This window comes from Thiorhodococcus mannitoliphagus (genome assembly GCF_010915725.1).
In the GTDB taxonomy this organism is placed as follows: domain Bacteria; phylum Pseudomonadota; class Gammaproteobacteria; order Chromatiales; family Chromatiaceae; genus Thiorhodococcus; species Thiorhodococcus mannitoliphagus.
In genome coordinates this window covers 1-20,527 of record NZ_JAAIJR010000060.1, presented here as the reverse complement: position 1 = coordinate 20,527, position 20,527 = coordinate 1, and the positions used below count along the sequence as shown (strand labels likewise).

General features: G+C 61.7%; 15 protein-coding genes. 5 read left to right on the top strand and 10 right to left on the bottom strand.

Going from position 1 to position 20,527, the window contains the following annotated elements; all coding sequences use genetic code 11:
- Positions 1 to 19 precede the first annotated feature (19 nt).
- Positions 20 to 1,084 (bottom strand): hydrogenase small subunit, encoded by a 1,065-nt coding sequence (locus tag G3480_RS14920; RefSeq protein ID WP_164654687.1) that lies wholly within the window; start codon positions 1,082 to 1,084, stop codon positions 20 to 22.
- Between the two features lie 1,087 nt (positions 1,085 to 2,171).
- On the opposite strand from G3480_RS14920, the gene G3480_RS14915 reads away from it, so the two are divergent.
- Together G3480_RS14915 and G3480_RS14910 are read left to right on the top strand one after the other, a co-directional pair.
- The gene (locus G3480_RS14915; protein ID WP_164654686.1) at positions 2,172 to 3,218 is read left to right on the top strand and encodes an NAD-dependent epimerase/dehydratase family protein; all 1,047 of its coding nucleotides are present in this window, start codon (positions 2,172 to 2,174) and stop codon (positions 3,216 to 3,218) included.
- A gap of 358 nt (positions 3,219 to 3,576) precedes the next feature.
- Entirely contained in the window at positions 3,577 to 4,023 is a 447-nt protein-coding gene (locus G3480_RS14910) for a CZB domain-containing protein (RefSeq protein WP_164654685.1), read from the top strand.
- Between the two features lie 906 nt (positions 4,024 to 4,929).
- On the opposite strand, the gene G3480_RS14905 is transcribed toward G3480_RS14910, so the two are convergent.
- Positions 4,930 to 5,550, bottom strand: coding sequence for a response regulator transcription factor (locus G3480_RS14905; RefSeq protein WP_164654684.1), 621 nt, complete (start codon positions 5,548 to 5,550; stop codon positions 4,930 to 4,932).
- A gap of 1 nt (position 5,551) precedes the next feature.
- Complete coding sequence (locus G3480_RS14900; RefSeq protein ID WP_164654683.1) at positions 5,552 to 8,089, bottom strand: PAS domain-containing sensor histidine kinase; 2,538 nt, start codon at positions 8,087 to 8,089, stop codon at positions 5,552 to 5,554.
- A gap of 125 nt (positions 8,090 to 8,214) precedes the next feature.
- Between G3480_RS14900 and G3480_RS14895 the strand changes: the two genes are divergently transcribed.
- On the top strand, positions 8,215 to 8,658 hold the full coding sequence (locus tag G3480_RS14895) for an RDD family protein (protein WP_338114147.1): 444 nt from the start codon (positions 8,215 to 8,217) through the stop codon (positions 8,656 to 8,658).
- A gap of 88 nt (positions 8,659 to 8,746) precedes the next feature.
- Here G3480_RS14895 and lptG read toward each other — a convergent pair whose 3' ends face one another.
- Positions 8,747 to 9,811, bottom strand: a complete 1,065-nt coding sequence (gene lptG, locus G3480_RS14890) for an LPS export ABC transporter permease LptG (protein WP_164654681.1) — start codon at positions 9,809 to 9,811, stop codon at positions 8,747 to 8,749.
- A gap of 110 nt (positions 9,812 to 9,921) precedes the next feature.
- On the opposite strand from lptG, the gene G3480_RS14885 reads away from it, so the two are divergent.
- A complete protein-coding gene (locus G3480_RS14885; RefSeq protein WP_164654680.1) occupies positions 9,922 to 11,421 on the top strand; it encodes a leucyl aminopeptidase in 1,500 nt (499 codons plus the stop codon).
- 98 nt (positions 11,422 to 11,519) lie between these two features.
- On the opposite strand, the gene G3480_RS14880 is transcribed toward G3480_RS14885, so the two are convergent.
- The 3 genes from G3480_RS14880 to G3480_RS14870 are packed head-to-tail and all read right to left on the bottom strand — an operon-like array spanning position 11,520 to position 13,053.
- The gene (locus G3480_RS14880) at positions 11,520 to 12,266 is read right to left on the bottom strand and encodes a M48 family metallopeptidase (protein WP_164654679.1); all 747 of its coding nucleotides are present in this window, start codon (positions 12,264 to 12,266) and stop codon (positions 11,520 to 11,522) included.
- On the bottom strand, positions 12,266 to 12,565 hold the full coding sequence (locus G3480_RS14875; protein ID WP_164654678.1) for a hypothetical protein: 300 nt from the start codon (positions 12,563 to 12,565) through the stop codon (positions 12,266 to 12,268). Before G3480_RS14875 ends, G3480_RS14880 begins: the two co-directional genes overlap by 1 nt.
- A gap of 5 nt (positions 12,566 to 12,570) precedes the next feature.
- A complete protein-coding gene (locus G3480_RS14870; RefSeq protein ID WP_164654677.1) occupies positions 12,571 to 13,053 on the bottom strand; it encodes a PH domain-containing protein in 483 nt (160 codons plus the stop codon).
- A gap of 294 nt (positions 13,054 to 13,347) precedes the next feature.
- Between G3480_RS14870 and G3480_RS14865 the strand changes: the two genes are divergently transcribed.
- On the top strand, positions 13,348 to 14,961 hold the full coding sequence (locus tag G3480_RS14865; RefSeq protein ID WP_164654676.1) for an RNA-binding domain-containing protein: 1,614 nt from the start codon (positions 13,348 to 13,350) through the stop codon (positions 14,959 to 14,961).
- Positions 14,962 to 15,417: 456 nt separating this feature from the next.
- Here the strand turns inward: G3480_RS14865 and G3480_RS14860 are convergent, their stop codons facing one another.
- The 3 genes from G3480_RS14860 to G3480_RS14850 all read right to left on the bottom strand — a co-directional run bounded on the left by G3480_RS14860 (position 15,418) and on the right by G3480_RS14850 (position 19,632).
- Positions 15,418 to 16,263, bottom strand: a complete 846-nt coding sequence (locus G3480_RS14860; RefSeq protein WP_164654675.1) for a substrate-binding periplasmic protein — start codon at positions 16,261 to 16,263, stop codon at positions 15,418 to 15,420.
- Positions 16,257 to 16,919, bottom strand: a complete 663-nt coding sequence (locus G3480_RS14855; RefSeq protein WP_164654674.1) for a hypothetical protein — start codon at positions 16,917 to 16,919, stop codon at positions 16,257 to 16,259. Before G3480_RS14855 ends, G3480_RS14860 begins: the two co-directional genes overlap by 7 nt.
- 319 nt (positions 16,920 to 17,238) lie before the next feature.
- The gene (locus G3480_RS14850; RefSeq protein ID WP_164654673.1) at positions 17,239 to 19,632 is read right to left on the bottom strand and encodes a fatty acid cis/trans isomerase; all 2,394 of its coding nucleotides are present in this window, start codon (positions 19,630 to 19,632) and stop codon (positions 17,239 to 17,241) included.
- Positions 19,633 to 20,527: the final 895 nt, after the last annotated feature.

The window sequence follows — 20,527 nt, the reverse complement described above, 5'->3', positions numbered from 1 at the left end:
TCGACCGCGCCTGGACAGGTCAGTCGTCCGAGTGCAGCTCCGCCTCTGATTTGTGTTTCTTGCCGCGTGCCAGCACCGCTGCCCCCGCGCCGACAGCGACACCGACGGTTGCGGCGACGCCGATCTTGGGTCCAGTTCCGAACTGCCCCATGGGAACGGAGTCGTAGATGCCGCCCTTGTCCCAGAAATTCGGCTCCGAGCACCCAATGCAGCCGTGACCGGACTGGATGGGGAAGCTCACGCCCTGGTTCCACTTGACGTGCGCGCAGGCGTTGTAGGTCTCCGGGGCTTTGCAGCCCAGCTTGTAGAGACACCAGCCCTTGCGAGCACCCTCATCATCGAAGGTCTCGGCGAAGAGGCCACGGTCGTAGAAGGGGCGCCGGTAGCAGCGGTCGTGAATGTTCTCGCCGAAGAACGACAAGGGGCGACCCAGGTGATCCAGCTCCGGCAAGGCCCCCATGGTCAGGTAGTGGGCGATGACGCCGGTAATGGCCAGGGGCAAGGGCGGACAGCCGGGGATGTTGACGATGGGCTTGTCCGTGATCAGTTCTTCGACGGACATGGCCTGCGTGGGATTCGGCGCTGCCTTGGGCAGCCCTCCGTAGGCCGCGCAGGTACCGATCGCGAGGATGGCGGAGGCGCCGGACGCCGTTTCCAGCAGCATATCCAGGTTACTGATCCCAGCGATGGTCGAGCACGCCTTGATCGTCGGGATCGAGCCGTCGACCAGCAGCAGGTAGTCACCGGCATTCGCATGCATCGCCTCCTCGCGAGCGCGCTCCGCCGCCTCACCGGATGCCGCCTGCAGCGTGTGGTGGTAGTCCAGCGAGATGAAATCGAACATCAGCGATTCGATCGAGGGCGCGTGGGAACGCAAGAGCGCTTCCGTACACCCTGTACACTCTTGAAAGGACATCCAGATCACGGATTGTCGCTTGGCTTGCTCCAACGCCTCCGCCATGGCCGGGACCATGCCTGCCGGGATCGCCATCATGGATGCGGTCGCCGAACAGAATTTCAGAAAGGCGCGCCGACTGATTCCCTGGCTACGCAAAAGCTCGCCCAGGGTTGTTGCTGTGGCCATCAAATCCTCCTTCGTCTCTACGGTTGCTTGGTGCGGGATCCAGATGCGTTGTTTCTTCTTCTATCAAGCAGAGCCTGACTGGATCACGGCCTGGCCAGTCATGAAATCACGACGATACCCCTATAAAGCTGACACCCACTAAAGCCCGCCCGTTAATTCATCGAAAACTAATACAGCTTAGCGAATGAAGCAGATCTTTGAGCACGCCCTAAAGATACGCCGCATCAGCAGAACGGCACCAGTCATTCACTTGATTCACATCAACTCTGACACGAGATGTTAGCTTAGAATGCGGACCTAGACCACACTGGTCAACATGAAAAACGCCTTAATGCAGAAAGAAAACCATCCGCTAAAACGCTTATTTAGGTGAGCCATTAATTAAGCAATTACTTAATTTCCGCGCATACGAAGTTGAATGATGCACGACCACAAGCAATGCTAGGTACCGAGCGTTCAATACGGAGAAAGGACGTGAGTTCAGGACAGTGCTTTGCGCTTAGACTTCGCAAATCAGGCAAGCGCTGGTAGAGCCGGGCATCTCGCGCGCAATGCTAACGAGGCGATCACCCTCTAAGCACGCGAGCGCGGCCCTGATCTCAAGTGAGGCGATGGTTTCCGTAGCAGCCGGTTTCCATAGCAGCCGCTCGGCCCATCCAGATCACAGCGTCATCCAGATCACGGCGTCGACGCTTTACAGTCTCATCTGTGAAGCGCTGAGCGATGACGCTTAGAGCATCGCTGATCGCTGGCCTTTCCCGTCCGGACCATCGCTGGGTCGGGCATCGATCATCGTTTCGGCCAGTCGTCTTCCGTAGGGTGGACAAGCGCAGCGCAGTCCACCAACGCCGACGCGGGATTCGGTGGACTTCGCGCTCGCTCGTCCACCCTACCGGCCCAACTGATGACCAAGGCCCTGGATCGACATATTCGAGCGCAAGGGTGCGGATGATGAAGCGACTCGAAGACGGCGTTTTCGAGTGGCGAGCTGACTGAATGAGCGAGCTGACTGAATGAGCGAGCTGACCGAATGAGCGAGCTGACCAAATAAGCAAGAGCGCGCCGAGGCGCAACGGAGGATCTCAGGATGCTTGCACAGAGTCGGGAGAAACTAGGTGTTGTGCTGGTGACCGGGGCCACCGGCCACATCGGTCGCCCCTTGGTGGCAAACCTTGTAGAGGCGGGCTACCGAGTCAAGGTGCTGACGCGGGCACCGGACATCGCGAGAGGGCTCCTGCCGCAATGCGTGGAGCTTGTGACTGCGGATCTATCGGACCCCTCGAGCCTTCGATCGACGTTTGACGGGGTCGATACCCTATTCCATTTGGCCTGTTACCAGCCAAACCCGAACGAGCCTTTCCCTTTGGACTCGCGCGGGCATTGGGAAGTCACCGCGATCGGGACCGCCAATCTCGTCGCGCGGATCAGTGGCTCGCACCTCAAACGCATGGTGTACATCTGCTCCGCTCGCGCCTTGGGCAAGCAGTTGTCGGCGAGCGAACACCCGCTGGACGAGAAGGTGCTCCCGATGCCCAGCGACCTCTATGGGCAGGCCACGCTGACGGCTGAGCGGCAGCTTCTGGAACTCGGACCGGCCGCGGGGATCAAGACCAGCGTCCTCAGGCTGCCCATGATCTATGGACTCGACGACGGCGACTTGGTGCGCTTGGTTGGCGCCATCGCGACCAAGCGTTTCCCGCCTTGGCCATGCATCCACAATGAGGGTTCGGCCATCCATGTGACCGACGCCGCCGCCGCCGCAGTTCTGATCGCCGAGAGTCCGAAGAGCGCGCGCCAGATCTACCACGTCACGGACGGTAAGAGCTACTCCACACGCTGGATCTACGAGCGAGCCTTGGATGTGATGGGGCGATCAAGGCCACGTTGGACGGTTCCCCTTTGGGTGATGCGAAGCCTGGCTCTGGCGGGAAGCATCACGGAGCGCACCATCCGTCGGCGAACCCCGCTGACGCTCGCCGAGCTGCGGCTCCTGACCCGCAATTCGCGCCTGTCATCCGACAAGATCTGCCAGACCCTGGGGTTCATTCCCAAGCACGAACTCGGCCCTGAGATCGAGCGCTTGGTCGGATCTGGGCTGGGTCTCTCGACCGAGTCTACTCTTGGCGCGGCTTGACCCCTCTGAGCGGTATCCCGAGTTCCGTCGATTGGAACCGCAAAGGCGCGAAGGCCGCGCAACAGGAGAAAGGCTTGCGCCGTACTTGGGTTTGACCGCAAGGGGCATCCGAACTCCGGATCAAGAAACCCTCAGCACTTGCGAGCTTGGCGGGCTTCGCGATTCAAATGATCTGTCTAGCGAGGCTTCGCCTCAGACCGACGCGTCATGCCATCGGGATCGCTATCGGAATCGGGATCGCTATCGTCGGTTCGATACCGATACCGATACCGACGGCCTTGGATGGTCGGACGCTTCATCGAAATTTGACTCATCTGCAAGCATTTTGCGCCCTCAAGGATTCTAGGACGAGCAACCCATGACCAAAGAAGACATCCTCACGCAGCTTCGCGAAGCCAAGACCGCCCATGTGCAATGGCTCTCCGGGGCATTGGCCCTCGTCTCCGGGGCCGCCACCGAGCGGGCGCATGTCCCTGTCCAGCATACCCAATGTGCATTCGGCCACTGGTACTACGGCGGAGGCACGCGGCTTTCGACTCTCAGCGCCTACAAGGCCATCGAGGTCCCGCACGAAGACCTGCACCATACCTACGCCGAGATCTATCAGACGCTCTTCATCGAACAGCGTCGGCCATGGCCGCTCAGGCTCATTGCACGGCGGCTGCCGCTCAAGCTCAACCAGAGCACGCAGACCGATGCGCTCATCGAACGCCTGATCGCCGCCTCCAAGCGATTGCTCGAGTCCATCGGAGTGCTTGAGCAGGCCATCATGAGCGCGAGCGAAGAGGAGATCCAAGCCCTTTGATTCGAAGGGCGGCCAAGGCTGCTCGCAGTCCGTCGAGGCGATTGCCGTGGAGCAACGCACTGCCCCGACATTCAGGTGGCAGACCGAGGGGGAGTCAGCAATCAAGGCTGCGGATGTACCGGGGTTGCTCGCTACGGGCGGGGGGACCGGCAGGGCGGAGGGGAAGCCACGGCCGCCTAGGAGATGCTACTGCTTCCTTCTCGAAAGCAAAGCCGTGGTCTTTAGTTGCAGCTTTGAGCGAGACTCAAAACACCAGGGCATAAAGCATCATCATCGGCATGACGACGACGAGGGTGATGGACAGCATCTCGCTAACGGTGAGTTCCTTCAGAATCGCTGCGTACTTCATGATTGACTACTCCAATAACTTCAGTTTCAACAACTGGAGCCCGCGACATCCGCAAAGAGAACCCGCAGCTCCCGACGACGAGCCAAACGACAGCCCATATTCGTTTATTAGTGGATTCTGATACTTTAGTCAAGTGCAGCCTGCCGTTTGATTTTACGGAATGCGGCCGAGTTCACCTCTTGGCGCCCAGCATCCTTCTGACAAAGCGACGTGGGACCGGCGCCCCGCCATGATCGCGCTGCCGTCGCGGCGGGGCGCCGCTCCCACCGACCGCGCGGTTGGATCAGAGGACGATCGAGGCATCCAAGAGAAGGCCAGCGCTTCCAGTGCTCATGAAGCCAAACGCCGCTCGCAGTGATCAGCGCAAGCGGCCGAGCTGGATCTGGTGCGATGCTAGGAGCCTGTCCGACTTGGGGAGATCGAAGCGAGGAAGTGGGAGAGCGAGGCCATTTCGTTCCGGTTTTGAAGCGCATAGTGGTTCTATGTAACGAAAAAGCGGGGCGAAAGGGACCCTTCTCCCGATTCCGCAGCCGATTCACCCTAAGTCGGACAGGCTCCTAGAGCTGGCCGTCCGGGGCCACGATCAAGGCCATGCGAACCAGCTCCGCCAATGAGTCGGCCCGCATCTTCTCCATCACCCGAGAGCGGTGTGCCTCGACGGTCTTCGCGCTGACGCCGAGCGCGGCGGCGATTTCCTTGTTCGATTTGCCGTCGGTGACCATGCCCATCACCTCATGCTCGCGCGGTGTGAGCTCGGCGAGACGCCTGACGATCTCCGCCTTGGCCGAGCGGCTCGCACGCGTCTTGTGGTCGTACTCCAGGGCATGACGGATGCTGCGCAGCAGGTCTTCGTCGTGGAAGGGCTTCTCGATGAAGTCGACGGCACCGGCCTTCATCGCCCTCACCGCCATGGCCACGTCGCCATGGCCGGTGATCAAGATGACCGGCAGCCGATGGCCTTCCCGGGCCAGGTGGGCCTGCAATTCCAGCCCACTCATCCCGGGCATGCGGACGTCAAGCAGGAGGCAACCGGCGCGTCCCGGATAGTAGTCCGCGAGAAAGGCATCGGCGGACTCGTAGGTCTTTACGGTCATTCCAGTGGTCTCGATCAGCCACTGGAGCGAGGTGCGCATGGCTTGATCGTCGTCGACCACGAATACGGTATCGTCAAAAGTCATCCTAGGTTTCCAGCGATTCGATCACGTCTGTCTCATCATCGGAGAGCCTTTCCGCGAGCGGCAGGCTCAGTTGAAAGGTCGATCCCGCGTCCACGTCCGACTCGGCCCAAATCCGACCCTCGTGATTCTCGACGATGGTGTAGCTGATCGCCAACCCCATCCCCATCCCCTTCTCCTTGGTGGTCACGAAGGGATCGAAGAGGGTCGCGATCCGCTCCGGCGGGATCCCCGGACCATTGTCCTCGACACTCACATGAGCCTTCCCGGCGTCAATGTCGGAGCGGATGCAGAGCTGACGCTGCCCCTCGGGCCGGGTTTCGAGCGCATCCAGGGCATTGCCGACAAGATTGAGCAAGACCTGTTCGATCTGAACCAGATCGACGCAGATGGGAATCGCCTGCTCGCTCAGCTCCAGTTCAATCCGCACACCGAGGCGCATGGTCTCGAACTCCAGGAAGGAGCACACCTCACGGACCAGATGGTTCAAGTCGACGTGGGAGCGCGTCGGCGGCTGCTTGCCGACCAGCGCACGCAGCCGCCGGATGATTTCGCTCGCGCGCTTCGCCTGCGCCGTGATCTGGCCCATGGCGCCGACCAACTCCTCCGGCTGCCCTACCCCGCTCTGCAAGCGTCGGGTGCAGCCATTGGCATAGTTGACAATGGCTGAAAGGGGTTGGTTCAGCTCATGCGCCATCCCTGTCGCGACCTCGCCCATGGTGCTCAAGCGGCAGACGTGGACGAGTTCGGCCTGATGCTGACGCGACTCCTGCTCGGCGCGCCGCACCGCCGTGATGTCGCGGGCATAGATGTTCACATAGCCAAGATCGCGAATGGGTGCGAGCAGAAGTGAGTAGACTTGCCCCGAGATGTCAAGCTCGCGCTCCAGCGGCTGGCCCGTGCTCCCCGCCACCGAAACCTCAGCGGCCCAATCCCCAGGCAGCCCTTCTCCGGGTTCGGCGCCCCAGGCGCGCAGCAAGGGGCGGCTCGCGCTGTTGGCGTAGACGATGAGTCCAGCATCCGTCACGCGCAGGATCGGGTTAGGGCTCTCGCTGGCAAAACGCGCGAGGCTCTTGATCTCCTGCTCGGCCTGTTTCCGGCTGCTGATGTCGTGGATATAGAGGGTATAGAAACGCTCATCCACCAGCTCGATGAGGGCGATGGAGATCTCGACCGGGACCTCGGAACCGTCGGCCCTCACCGCAATCAGCTCTCCCCGGCCGAGCGGCTCGCGCCCGAGGTGCTGGGAGCGGTCCAGGAGGCGCTTGAGGGCCGCTCGCGTCACTTCCGGTACGAAACGCTCCGCGAAGACCGCGCCAATGGCCGCAGAGCGGCCCACCCCAAAGAGCCGCTCAGCTGACGGATTGTACTCGATCACCCGGCCGCTATGGTTCAAGGTCACGATGGCGTCCAGCGAGGCCTCCATCATGGCGGCCTTGAGCGCCTCGCTCTCACGCATCTCGGCCTGGTGCTTGCGGCTCATCTCCTCCCGCGCGGTCAGCACCAGCTGGGTGAAATGCTGGATCCAATCCTCCAGCAGAACCAGCTGATTGCCGCCGCGATTGAAGCCAGGCTCGGCAATGCCGAGCGCGCGCTGCGAGAAGCGCGTCATCCGCTTGAGCACCTTGTTGAGACGCGAAGACACCAGATAGATGACGGCGGTGAAGACAGCGATATAGACCGCCGCCGCGATCAAGCGTTGACGCCGCTCGAAGATGCGCACGTGGCGGGACATTTTCTCCACGCTGGCATGAGGGACAAAGGTGGCGAAGAGCAAATTGGAGTTGGAGCCCTCGTATTCCGGCAGGGACTGAGAAGTGATCACATAGGTGTCTTCCCAATCGCCAAGCGTCGTCTCAGGGACGAGCGCCTGCGAATCCAGACTGGCGACGATCCTCTGATCATCGCTATCGACCAGGGCAACCGCCGCGCGGCCGACATTCAGCCCGCGCTGCGAGGCCGCCAGGAAGGCATCGTTGACCGGGACCAGCACCACCAGATAGCCCATGTCATAGCCGCCGGCGTCCTCGACGGCGTCGCTCGCCAGAAGATAGAGCTGCTCTCCCAAGCGCTCGATCACCGTGCGCACCTCGCGATCGTCGAGGAACTGGGTCGGCACCTCGGTCGCGATCTCCGCGGGAACCGCCGTGGGTCCGGGTTGAAAGATCTCCCGCACCTTGCCCTGAGGGTCCGTCAGCAAGACGTGGCTGGGCGCGGTCAGGGCATCGCGCTCGAAGAAATCGGGCAGCCAGGTTGGGCGAAAATCCTTGTAGACCACGGGATTTACGCTCTCATCGGCCGACCAGAAGAGCGGCTCCAGATACTCCGAGAGCTTGCGGTGATTGGCGAGCAATCGCGTGGTCGCCGCGTAGCTCGAGAGATAGCGATCGAAACGGATCAAACTCTCCCGCGCGCGCAGCTCGAGCTGAACGTCAAGCTCCTGCCCAAAGATCTTGTCGACCTGGCGGCTTTGGACCTGATCCAGGGTCGTCCAGATGACCAGACCAGCGACCAAGCCAATGACGATTGCGATCCAAGGCATCGGAACCCGTCGCAAAAGCCTAAACAGAAGTGGTTTAATAGAAATTCGAATCACAATGGTGGCTTCTTGACCGGAGCGACTTCCCTATAACCCTTTCCCGAAAACTGAAGAAGATGCAACTCGACTTGTCACAAGCCCAGAAACCTTCCGTCCTGAGACGACTCGGTGCACTGCTGTACGACCTCGTTCTGCTGCTCGGCGTGCTCATGTTGGCGAACGCCATCATCGTCATCCCCTACGAGGTCATCACCGGACATCCAGTCTACGAGAGCTTCCTCCCCCTGACCCTGATGCGGCTCTACCTGTTCGCCGTCATCGCCGGCTTCTTCGTCTACTTTTGGAGCCATGGTGGACAGACCCTCGGCATGCGCGCCTGGCGCATCCGCGTCGTCGGCAAGGACGGCGGGGCCATCGGCACCGGCACGGCGCTCAAGCGCTTCCTCTGGTCGATCGTCAGCTTCGTGCCGGCCGGACTAGGACTCTGGCTGAGCCTCTTCAACCGCGAGGGACTCGCCCTGCACGACAGCAGGTCCAGCACGCGCGTGGTTATGACACAGAAGGCAGCCTAAGCAAGTAGGACTCGCCAAGCCGCGTCCCGCAATGGACGCGGCGCATCCCCAGCAGCTCCGACCGTCACCAGGCAGTCACCCCCTTGGCTCACCCCAGGCGACGGAGCAGCAAGAGCGCCGCAGTCACGAAAAGCGTCGGCGGCGCGATGGCGGCGAGCAGCGGACTCATCCCAAAGAGCAGCGCCATGTAAGCGAAGGTGCGGCTCAACAAGTAATAAAGGATACCGACCAGGATCCCGGCGAAGATCCGCCGTCCCATGCCAGTGCTCCGCGAGGAGCCGAGCAGCAGGGGAATGGCGACGAAGATCATGGACAAGGTCAGCACAGGATGCAGAATCTTGCCCCAGAAGGCGACCTCGTAGGCCCCTGCGTCCTGCTCGTTGATCCTCATGAAGCGGATGTATTTGTAGAGGCCCCACACAGGAAGGGCTTGTGGATCCGCCACCACCACCTTGAGCAATTCCGGATCCAGCATCGAATCCCAACCGGCCTGCTCGATGCGCTCGACCGTTACGCCAGCGACACCCACCCGGCTGCGGGCAATGTTCTCCAACACCCAGTGACCATCGACGTAGCTAGCGGCGCCCGCATGGGTTGCGACCAGCGATCCGGCATCGGTGTCGACCCGATAGATGTAGATGTCGCTCAAGCGCGTACCGGACCGGATCTCGCGGATATTCACATAAGAGCCATGGTCGATCGCCCAGAATCCGAACGGCGTCCGCTGCGTCACATTGCCCGACAAGGCCTGACGACGCAGCTCGACGCCTCGCTGTTCAGCCGCGGGGGCCACGACCTCACCCAGCAGCAAGGCCAGGATCGCCAGCACGGCCCCCCCGGCAAGCGCCGCACGGACGATCTGCGACACGGACATTCCGGCGGCACGAATAGCCACCAACTCGGAGCGGCTCGCAAGCGCCCCGAGACCGATCAGAGCCCCGATGAGCGTGGCGATCGGAAAGACTTGGTAGAGATAGCGCGGCAGGCTCAAGAGCATGAAGAGCAGGGCATCCAGGAGCCCATAGCGCTCGACACCGATGGAGTCGACCTCATCGGCCAAGATGAAGACCCCCATGAGCGGCAAGAGCGCGCCCAGCGTCAGCAGGGTGCCCCCGATCACCGACCAGGCGAGATAGCGGTCAAGGATTCTCACTTCGGCCCGAGCCCATCATTCTGTAAACTTTAGTGCCAGCATCCTAACACCAGTTACAGCGGGCCAGCCCAGGCTGACCCGCGCTCTCAAGTACCGCCAGGAGCCACACGATGGAATTCAAGATCAAGACCGGCGAGCTCGCCAATCACAAGACCCCCTGTCTCGTCCTGGGCGTCTTCGAGCGACGCAAGCTCATCGGGCCATCGGAAGCGGTTGACACAGTCACCGGCGGAAAGATCAGCGACTTGCTCAAGAAGGGCGACCTCGACGGCGAAATGGGGCAGACGCTGATGCTCTACGACCTCCCGGGCCTGGCCGCCGAGCGCGTCCTCCTGGTTGGCTTGGGCAAGAAGAAGGACTTCACGCGCGCCGCGGCACGCAAGGCCATTGCCGCCGCCGCGCCCATCCTGCAGATGGCCCGCTGTGTTGAGGCGACCCTGGCGCTGCACGACCCCTTACCAAGCGACGCTGACCTCTACAGCAGTCTGCGCGATATGGTCATCACCATGGAAGATCGCCTCTATCGTTACTCGCAGACCAAAGAGGACAAGAAGGCACCCAAGACCCCACTCAAGCGCCTAACGCTCTGGATCGGATCCAAAGAGGACACCAAGGAAGCCGAGCGCGCCGCCGCGCATGGCAGCGCCATGGCGTCCGGGATCGCCCTCGCCAAAGAGCTGGGCAATTTGCCTGGCAACATCTGCACGCCTTCTTATCTCGCCGAGCGCGCCAAGCAGTTCGGCAAGGACTTCAAGGCGCTCAAGGTCGAGGTCTTGGATGAGGACAAGATGGCCGATCTCGGCATGGGCGCACTGACCTCGGTCTCGCGTGGCAGTCGTGAGCCCGCGAAGCTGATCGTCATGCATTACAAGGGCGGCAAGCCAGACGCCAAGCCCGTCGTCCTGGTCGGCAAGGGGCTCACCTTCGACGCCGGAGGCATCTCCATCAAGCCCGCCGCGGAGATGGATGAGATGAAGTACGACATGTGCGGCGGCGCCAGCGTCTTCGGCACCGTCCAGGCCGCCTGCCAGCTCGAGCTGCCCATCAACCTGGTCGGCGTGGTGCCGGCCTCAGAGAACCTCCCGGACGGCGCCGCCAACAAGCCCGGCGACATCGTCACCAGCATGTCCGGCCAGACCATCGAGATCCTCAACACGGACGCCGAGGGCCGCCTCATCCTCTGCGACGCCCTGACCTACAGCGAGCGCTTCGACCCCGCCGTTGTCATCGACATGGCGACCCTGACCGGCGCCTGCGTCGTCGCCTTAGGCAAGCACCCCGCGGGTCTCTTCACCCAGGACGACAAGCTCGCGGAAGAGATCACCCAGGCCGGCGAGGCCGCCGCCGACCGCGCCTGGCGCATGCCGCTGTGGGACGACTATCAGTCCCAGCTCGACAGTAACTTCGCCGACATCGCCAACATCGGCGGGCGCGACGCCGGCGCCATCACGGCCGCCTGCTTCCTCGCGCGCTTCACCAAGAAGTACCGCTGGGCCCACCTCGACATCGCTGGCATCGCCTGGACGAGTGGCAAGGAAAAAGGCGGGACCGGCCGACCCGTGGCACTGCTGACCCAGCTGCTCTTGGAGCGCAGCGGCGCGCTGGATTAGGAGGCCGCTGCGGCCCCGCCCGGGAGCCGCCCCCTAGGAGCCGCCCTTCAGATCTGCTCGGCTCGGTGACGCGAAAGCGTCCCAGCCGGAGCCGATCGCTAGCCGTGGTAAGCCCAGTCGGGAATCAGCTTCCAGGCACCGCGCATGTCGGCATGGAGGCGATCGAGGTCTGGCTCGAAACGACGAACGGCGGACCAGAATCGCGCTGAGTGGTTGTGCTCAAGGGTATGACAGAGTTCGTGCACCATGACGTAGCGGACCTGTTCGGGCGGAAGGAAGAGCAGCTTGGCATTCAAACTGATGCGGCCGTCATGGGTGCAGCTGCCCCAACGGCTGCGCTGATTCCTGACCGTGAGGGCTGAGTAGTGCAAACGGGTCTCCCGCGCCACCTCGTCCAGCAAGCCCCCAAGCCTGTCCTTGGCGTAGCGCATCAACCAGCGACGCAAGGCGGCATGACAGTCCTCGACCTGACCGATCGCACCTGAGATCGAGACGCGCCCCTGGCCCTCCGTGCGGGCAGCCAAACTCGCCGACTGAGTCTCGCGATAGTCGATGTTCCAAGACTCGCCCAGCGCTAGGAACTCGAGCCGGCTTGGACGGCGCTTGACGGCTGAGGATCCTGAGAGGCGAGCAGCCTCGAGGGCGTCCAGATGCCTTGCCACCCAGTCCGACTTGCCTGCCACCAGCCGCAGAACCTCGGGCCGCGTCACCCCGGGCGGCACGGTCACGACCAAGCCGTCACGCGGGGTCACCCGAAGCCAAATCGACTTCGCCCGACCGGACCTGCGAATCTTGAAATCGATGCCACGACCATTGGGCAGCTTCAGATGCACCGCGTCAGGCATCAGAAGACCCAGGCGATGAGGAGCGTCAGGATGAGGAAGAAGGAAAAGAAGGACCCGAGCATGAACTGCAGCTCACCGATCAAGCCATCCCCCGCCACCACGGCGAAGACGATGAAGAGCGCAACCGTCACGCCAAAGCCCCAGGGGACGGCTTGCTTGATGCTCATGCCCTCGCCCATCGCCTCGAGCACTGGGACCGTCGCCGGCAGGAAGACGGCGATGATCACCACCAACAGCAGCATGGCGACCAGGATGGCGACGGCGAGCAGTTTCAGCTCGCCCCGATTGTCGGCGCCCATCGGCCTCAGGATCCAGCCTGCGGATTCGCCTTCACCAGCTCGCGCACCTCGCCTGGATCCGGCAGCCCGCGCACGAAGAGTTCAGGGTTGTCGCCGGCCGTGAAGACGGTGACATCGCCGGCATTCATGATGCGTTGAAAGAGGCTTTGCGAGACCCGCACGGTGCGCACGGATGCCATGTTGATCTCGGTGTACTGCTTGCTCAGCAGACCATGGGTCCAGATCAGCTCGTCATCGGTAATGACCAATCGGTCTGAGCGCGCGGACACCCACCATGTGAGCAGTTGCAAGGTCGAGAGCGCAAAGACCCCGATGCCGACCAGCTGCAGGATCTTGCCGTCGAGCTGCGCCGCGAAGGCCGGCGGCACGAGCTGAGCGCCGAGGACCGCCACCAGAATTCCACCCGCCATCAGCACCAGGGCGAGCAGAACACCGAAGGGACGCATGCGCAGAACCGAGGGATGGGCTTCGTAGACTACGTTGGACATCTTTGGAAACTCCTTGAGCTGATGTCATCACAGCGAAGAGATGGACCTTTTCTAGGGTCACAACCACTTGAAAAATAAACTTGAAAAATAAAGAGGACGGTACTGCAGGTCAGCTGAGGATACTAGCAGCAACCACCCCGTCCGGGGTAACCCTGATGACCGCCGCGCGCAGCATCCAGAGGCCAAGTCGGCAAGGATGGAAGCGCCCGCCCACAGGCTTGCCGCAACGACGCTCGCGCCGACTCAAGCGAGGGCAAGTACGGCAGTCCGGTCGTGCCGGTATAATCCCAGCCCATGAAGCCGAACTCCCTGCTGAACCTCACCCCTGGCCCGATTCGCACCCGACTCCTGCGCGACCTCATCCTGCTGGTTGCCTTTACCGTCGGCCTACTGGCAATGATCAACGTCTTGCTGATCGACGAGATCAAGCACGACCTGGCGGACAACCGGATCGATGCCGCAACCTCAATGGTCCGCGACGAGGTACGCAGCCTGCTGCTGCCGGTTCAGCAACAGCTCTTGATCATTCGCGACGGTCTCCAATCGGCACATCTGGAACCGACTGACGAGCAGGCGCTCAATCTAAGGCTGATCCCGACGCTTGCCCACATCCAGCAGATCGACGGCGCCATCGACGCTACGGAAGACGGCCGCGAGTATTTCCTCAGACGCGACAACGACGGCTGGGTGACACGTTTGCGCACGCCTGGCGATCCGGCGCGCTTTCGCAGCACCCGCTGGGATAGCGCCATGCAGCCGCTCGAACGCCAGGAGCTGACCCTCGACTATGATCCTCGGACGAGACCCTGGTTCATTGAGGCGACGACCTATCCGGACAAGCTCGTCTGGAGCGAGCCCTACATCTTCGCCTCGCTTGGCGTCCCAGGCATCACCGCCTCGATCGCCTGGCAAGACGACGGCAAGACCCGCGTCACCGGACTCGACGTCACCCTGCAGACCATCCTCGACGCCATCGATCGTCTCGACCTGGGCACCGACGGCCAGGGCTTCCTCTTCAGCGGCGCCGGCGGCGTCTTCGTCCCTCCAGACGCAAAGGACGCTCCAGCATCCGACCCGAGGGCCAATGCATTCTTCTCGGCGCAACATCAGCTCGGCGGTCCACTGCAGTTCGATGCCGTGGCAGCCTGGAAGATCAATGGCGAAGTCAGCGGTGACCTGATCCGCTTCCACAGCGGCGGACAGGACTGGTGGGGCGGATTTCGCCCGCTCACCGACGATCCCGACGCCGTTTGGATCGCCGTCACCCTGCCCGTCTCCGAGACCATCAGCATCCTGCAGAGCCGCTGGCACATCATCCTGGTCACGACGCTCGGGATCCTCGGGGCGAGTCTGGCGCTCGCCTTCGTCGTCGTGCGCAAGTACAGCCATCAGCTCAAAGACCTGCCCAAGCTCAGTATCAATCGCCAAGATCCCGAGCAGGATCTGCGCTATCTGATCGGCTCCGGCGAGGGCCCGCATCTGGAGTTCAAGTCGACCATGCGGATGAACCTCCACGCCAAGACGCCCGGCAAGGAGATCGAGCTGGCCTGGCTCAAGGGCGTGGCCGCCTTCCTGAATACGGAGGGCGGGATTTTACTGCTCGGCATTGCAGACGACGGAACGACGCTAGGACTGGGTGCGGACAAGTTCGAGAACGAAGATAAGTGCCAGCTCCATTTCAAGAATCTGCTCAATCAACACCTGGGGCCTGAGTATGCAAGGCTGGTGCGCTTCTTTCTGCTCGACCTCGATGAGCTTCGCGTCGGCGCCATCGAGTGCGAGCGCTCCGACGCGCCCGTGATTCTGCGCGACGACAAGAAGCGCGAACTCTTCATCATCCGCAACGGCCCTTCCAACATCGAACTGCCCATCAGCCGGGCACTCAAATACATCCGCAGCCGATTCTAGAGGCTTCGCCCCTCGGCCAATGTCATGGCGATCGGAAGCCCCTTCGCCAACACTCCAATCTCCCGGAACCCTGAGTAGAGAAACCCGTGTCGGCGCGACATCCATCCAACATAACGGCAAGCGGTAGTGCCACAATCTATAGGATGCCGAGAAATTATTACGCTTTCAAATCAATGGTTTAATAAAACTTTCATCCTATAGATAAGGGCACTACCCGCATGGACATCAACGCGAGCACTATCTAAGAGGACGAAGAGAAAACGTGCTCCGTTACTGCTTGGAAAGCGTCCATCAACAACTTCCCCCCTTTCGCAAAGGGGGGCTAGGGGGGATTTCGGGCGGCATCGCTCGCATCGGGAAACAATTGATGGACACTTTCTTAGTCGCACGGCCTATGTGAAACGGGAGCCCCGGTGCTTTTTTGATCTTGCAATGATGCGAGGCACGCCGGAAAAGTCATGGGATTGCCCCTTGAGACCTCACCTCTGCCGTTGCCGCAGCCTTGCCCTGCGATCTGGGCGCCAATGGGCCTGATCGCTCCTCGGCATGGTAGCGCTCGTTGATCTTCGCCCACTGGCCGGAGAGGACGATCTTGGCCAGCCCAGCGTCATAGGCTGCGGCGATGTCCGCCTGCCGGCAAACGAAACCCAATGCAAGGGGCTCAAACAGGTCGTGGAAGGCGAGTTCGACGTGCCCCTCGCCCTCATGCTCGAGGTAGTCCAGATACCAGGAGACGAGCAGTCGATCGGCGATGATGACGTCGACGCTGCCTTGGAGCAACAGCCGCACCTGGGCGCGATGATTGGAGATCTCCCTGTAGCCAGGATTGCTCGCCACCACGGCGCGGAATGCCTCGCCAAGGTAGTGCTTCGCGCCGGAATAGGCGATGACGCGTCCGCTGCCCAGGTCCTCTATGCTGTCCAACTCCTGGGCCGGGCGTGTGATCGCAAAGTCGTGGAGGGGGTGCAGACCCGCGGTGCGGTTCCAGCCATGATCGAGTTCGGGGGGCGCCATCGGGATGCAGTCGGCGGCAGAGGGGTCACGGAGCAGAGCGTTCAGGGTCCGGCTCGTGACGTAGAGGCTTTGGACCCGGTAGCCGCTAGCAGCAAAGGCGGCGCGGATGGTGTCGTAAGCGAGACCGCCATCGTCGAGCGGGATGAAATAGGGCTGTAAAGATAGCGGCACGGCGACGACGACTGCCTTCGCCGTGTTCTCGGCCACTGCATCCCGGGGCTCCGCCGCAGCCGCCCACCAGGCCGCAGCGGCCAGGGCCATTGCGAGCAGCAGGCGGAGCATTACCATGGGGACATATTGCGCATCAGATTCCAAGGCTGGGTGAAGGTGTTGGTGCCGCGGTTGATGTCCTGCATCATCTGGTTCATCTGCAGGTTCATGCCGGTGACGCCGCCCGTCATCGTCTGCACGGCGGTGTTGAGTTGACCAACTTCTTGGCGCATCACCGAGAGGTCTGCCGCCATCGATGCCTGGATCACTTGGATCGCACCGTTAATGGTGCCGATGTTGTAGTCCATCGCCACAATGCTGGCTTCGATGTCGTCGATATTACCGTCCATGCTGACGACGCCGATGGTGACGGCATTCATGTTGTCGGACATCGAGGTCAGCTTCTCGCGCATGACCGAGACGTCCCCGCTCATGCGCTCAACCGAGACCACCATGCTGGCCATGCTGTCGGTCATGCGGCCCATGAAGACCATCATGCTGAGCATCGGCACACCCATCGCAGCGAAGGCGCCGAGGCCCAGGAGACCCCAGAGAAGCCATTTCCCGAGCTGCCCCTGGGACGCCTGCGGGGCTTGGGTCGGCGATTCCGAATCTGAGGTCATGGGTTGTGGCTCTGGGCTCGCAGGGTGGACATTGTCGTACAGGCGACCTTGAGTATGGCAACCTCGCCAGCTTGTCGCAATCCAGGACGGCGCATCGTCGCGGGCCGTCATGGGGAGGGGGAGCGGCCCCAGGGGCTCCGTCGGAGATCAGGGGCAGGTCTCGTCTTGTAACAACCAGGTTCAAGAAGGATCCTTGCTTCGTGGTCTGAGCCCCCCGCAGCGCAGTTTCAGGCGCGCTCTACCACATGACCTCGCGTCCTGATCGGCGTGAGTCGATCTAGGAGGAGAATGAGAAAACGTGGCCCGTCGCTACCTGGTCGCGCGGCCCATGCGAGATGGGAAACCTGATCAACTGTTTGGGTTTGTAAGCATAGTAGACCCTTCTGGCGCAGTCCGGCCCCTGCCATCGACCTTGCGATCACTGCCGCGCTTAGGTCTCAGGGGCGTCGTAGTAGGTCAGGTCCAACCACCCAGCGAGATCCCCGCGTTGAGCAAAGTTCCAGGCGTTGATCCAGTCGTAGAAGGACCAGAAATCCTTGCTGTTGCGCAGGATGCCGAAGCGCCTCTTGAAGGCGCTCCAATCGTCTTTGGTCTCGACCGAGCTTAGGCCAACGAGGAAGCTAGATGCATGCTTCAGGTCCAGATCAACGAATAGGTTCGGGAACCCATTCACCAGTGTTGAGTAAACGCTCATGGTGTCCTTCTTCGGCATCGACTGGCCATTCTGGAAGACCAATGTGTACTGGGACTTGTAGGCTCGGTTTGCGATCAGCGAATAGACGCGGTGCTCATCACCGTGATTGAGCCGCAGCATGATCACGCTCGGCAGATGCGGGACAAACGATAGCCCCTCGATCGCAGTCAGGGTCGAGATCGCCGTCTCCCAGTCATCGAAGCTGGTCACCGATGCATCTAACTCAACCTTGGGCTTCTGCTGGGGATTGAGCCGATCCGGTAAGCCACTGATCGCTCGACCGAGACGGCGCTCGAGCTGCGCGACGAGATCCATCAGAGGATCGTCGCCGCTCACCTCAACCTGCGTCGGCTGGGCCTCGCCAGCGAAGGGCACCGCAGCCAGGCCGATGGTGCCGATTCCCTGCGTCCACTCATGGCGGATCGACTTACGATCCTCGGGTGGCAGCAGGGTCAGGAAGTTGTCCTCGAAGGACTGGCGCAGGAAGTTGAAGAACAAGAGCGTCTCGAGCTTGAGGGCATCGCCCTCCCAGTAGGCGAAACCAGCGACAGTGTCGTAGTACATGCGCTCGAAGCCGGCGAAGCTGATCAGCCAGAGCGAGCGTGGCATGCCTCCCTGGGCGCCTTTGACCACCGAGACATTGGTCTCGTGGCGCAACACCGTCAGCCAGGCATTGCGATCCTCGCCGTCGCCATCCCAAACCGCATCGAGCGACCAGCCTTTAGGAAAGAGTTTCTCCTTGGTCGTCGCAAAGGCGTTCAGGTAATCGGCATTGCCAAAGACCGAGCGATCCATCAGGGTGTCCCAGCTATCGAGACCAAGCATCGGCTCCTGCACCGAGGGGTCATATTTCGGATCGAGGAAGAAGACCCAGAACTGATCCTTGACCGCATAGGTGGCAATCTGGCCGTTGCAAACAGGGCCGTAGGTGATGCCACCAACGACCACCGCTGAGTTCTCGAGCATGAATCGGTAGCGTGATTCGGCCGGGATGGCCGCGAAGACCTTGAGCGCATTGTCGCTGCCCCAGCCGGGCTTGAGCTCGCCCTCCTTGCCCCAGCCATTGCCGCTATCGAGTGCGAACAGCTTGGTCAGATGATCGATCTGATCCAGCGACAGGGTCCAAAGGAAATGATTCTTCTGTACCGGCGGCGCGGTTAGCTTCTCGAGCCGGTACCAAAACCTGTCGACATTCGCGTCGCTGTAGGGATCATCGTAGGGCAGGCCGGTGCCGATGATCTCGACCGGCTGGCCGGGCGGCGTCTTTGAGCGCACCAGTCGGAACTGATCGCCCGCACTCTCATCAATCAGGATGGTCGCGAGGAAGACGTGCTCGAAGATGTACCTGCTGACCAGCTGCGCGCGCTTGTCGTCTTGGTTGAAGAAGGCCTCCCAGCGCGCAATCGCCTCGGGCTCGGCAATGGTCCCGGCTGCCTTCTTCTGCGCTTCGCTCGGCCCAGGCGCACCAACTGCGACCCAGTCCTTCAAGGTCTTGAACTGAGGCTGGGTCAGCGCCGGCAGCCCAAACGGCATGCCAATCGCCGGATTCTCATTGAGTTCCGCCTTTAGCGCCGCCGCGCTCGACGGGCAAACCGCATTGAAGCGGTCGGGGCGCAGATCATCAAGGGCGTCGCGAGCGAAGCCGGGGCCATTATGGCTCATGCCCGCCTCGACCATCAGATAGAGCAGCGACTGATCGAGGTTCTCCGCCGCCGAGCCCTTGTCTGCAAGGATCGGGTAGAAGCCTTTGTCACGCCATGCCTGTACCGAATCCGCGGCATCCATATCGGTGCGCGGATAGTTGCCGATGTGATTGGAGTAGGGGTTTAGCCCGAACCCGCCACGCTCAACGCCAGGGAACGAATCCAGCTTGACGTTGCAGGGCGAGCCTAAGCAACCGTGACAGGCGATGCACCGACGATTGAACAGCGGCTGCACATCATTGACATAATCCGGCGTTTCGATGGAAACGGCCGAAGACGGGGCCTGGACTGAGGCCGCAGAAGGCTCCGACGCCGATTCCAACGACACCTCACCGGCGAACGCGGCACTGAGCGCGATCGGCAACGCAAGAGCCCAAACACAGGCAAGCGTAAACCCGCCATGCCGGCAGATGAGCGATAAAGACATCGAAACGAACCTCTGTGCAGGGGGTATCTTTGGATGCCGGCAGACTAAACCAGGCGCGCCTGCTCGACAATGCGAGCCAGACCTGGGTGCCAATCCCAAGTCTGTACAATGCTCTCCGTGACGACCGGAATCAGGACTCGATCGCAGCCCGCTGCATTTCTTACTGGGCGATCCAATCGATGTCGGCACCACCTATGACATCTTCAGCCAGCCGCAACACAGGCCTGACGACGGCGACACAACCCATTTAGCTGATCGCCAAGCTGTAGACCAAAGCCCGCGTGCTCGGGCCGAACGAACATTGGATGTGCTCGCGCTGGCACTGCCGCTTACACTCATCACCGGCTGCACTAAGCAAGTGTCCATCAATTGTTTCCCGATGCAAGCCTTGATCATCGTTCCGTTGCGCCAGGCAAAGCCTGGAAGGAGAGGAAGATAGCGGACGGATAAGCGAATCGGAAACTCCTTGTTGCGGCCCACCGGGTGCAAGTCCCGAGCCGGTAAGGATTGGCCATCCACCGGAACCGAGTGTGGCGTGGTGCGGGAGCGATCCCGGCTGCGAAGCGAACACAGGGGGCGTGTAGGCTGTGTGATAGAGCCCCGAAACTGATGCCAGCGGAGCCGACGTCTTCGGAACAGCGGAAGGCAATAGTGTTTTCATTGTAGCGGCCTGATGTTGACACTCCGCCGGGGTCTGAGAGCAGGGCATGCACGCACGGGTCGCCCAGGAACCTGGGAGGGCTCAGTCGTTCCTTGTCAGTGACGCGGTGCGGGCGCCGCGTAAGAAGCCGCCCAGGCCCGTGAGCGGTGGTCCGGCTCACGGGAGCGAAGAGGACCGAGGGCAAGGTAGCGCCAAGCGAAGGCAACGAAGTGCGGCGCGATGACGGCTGAGCAG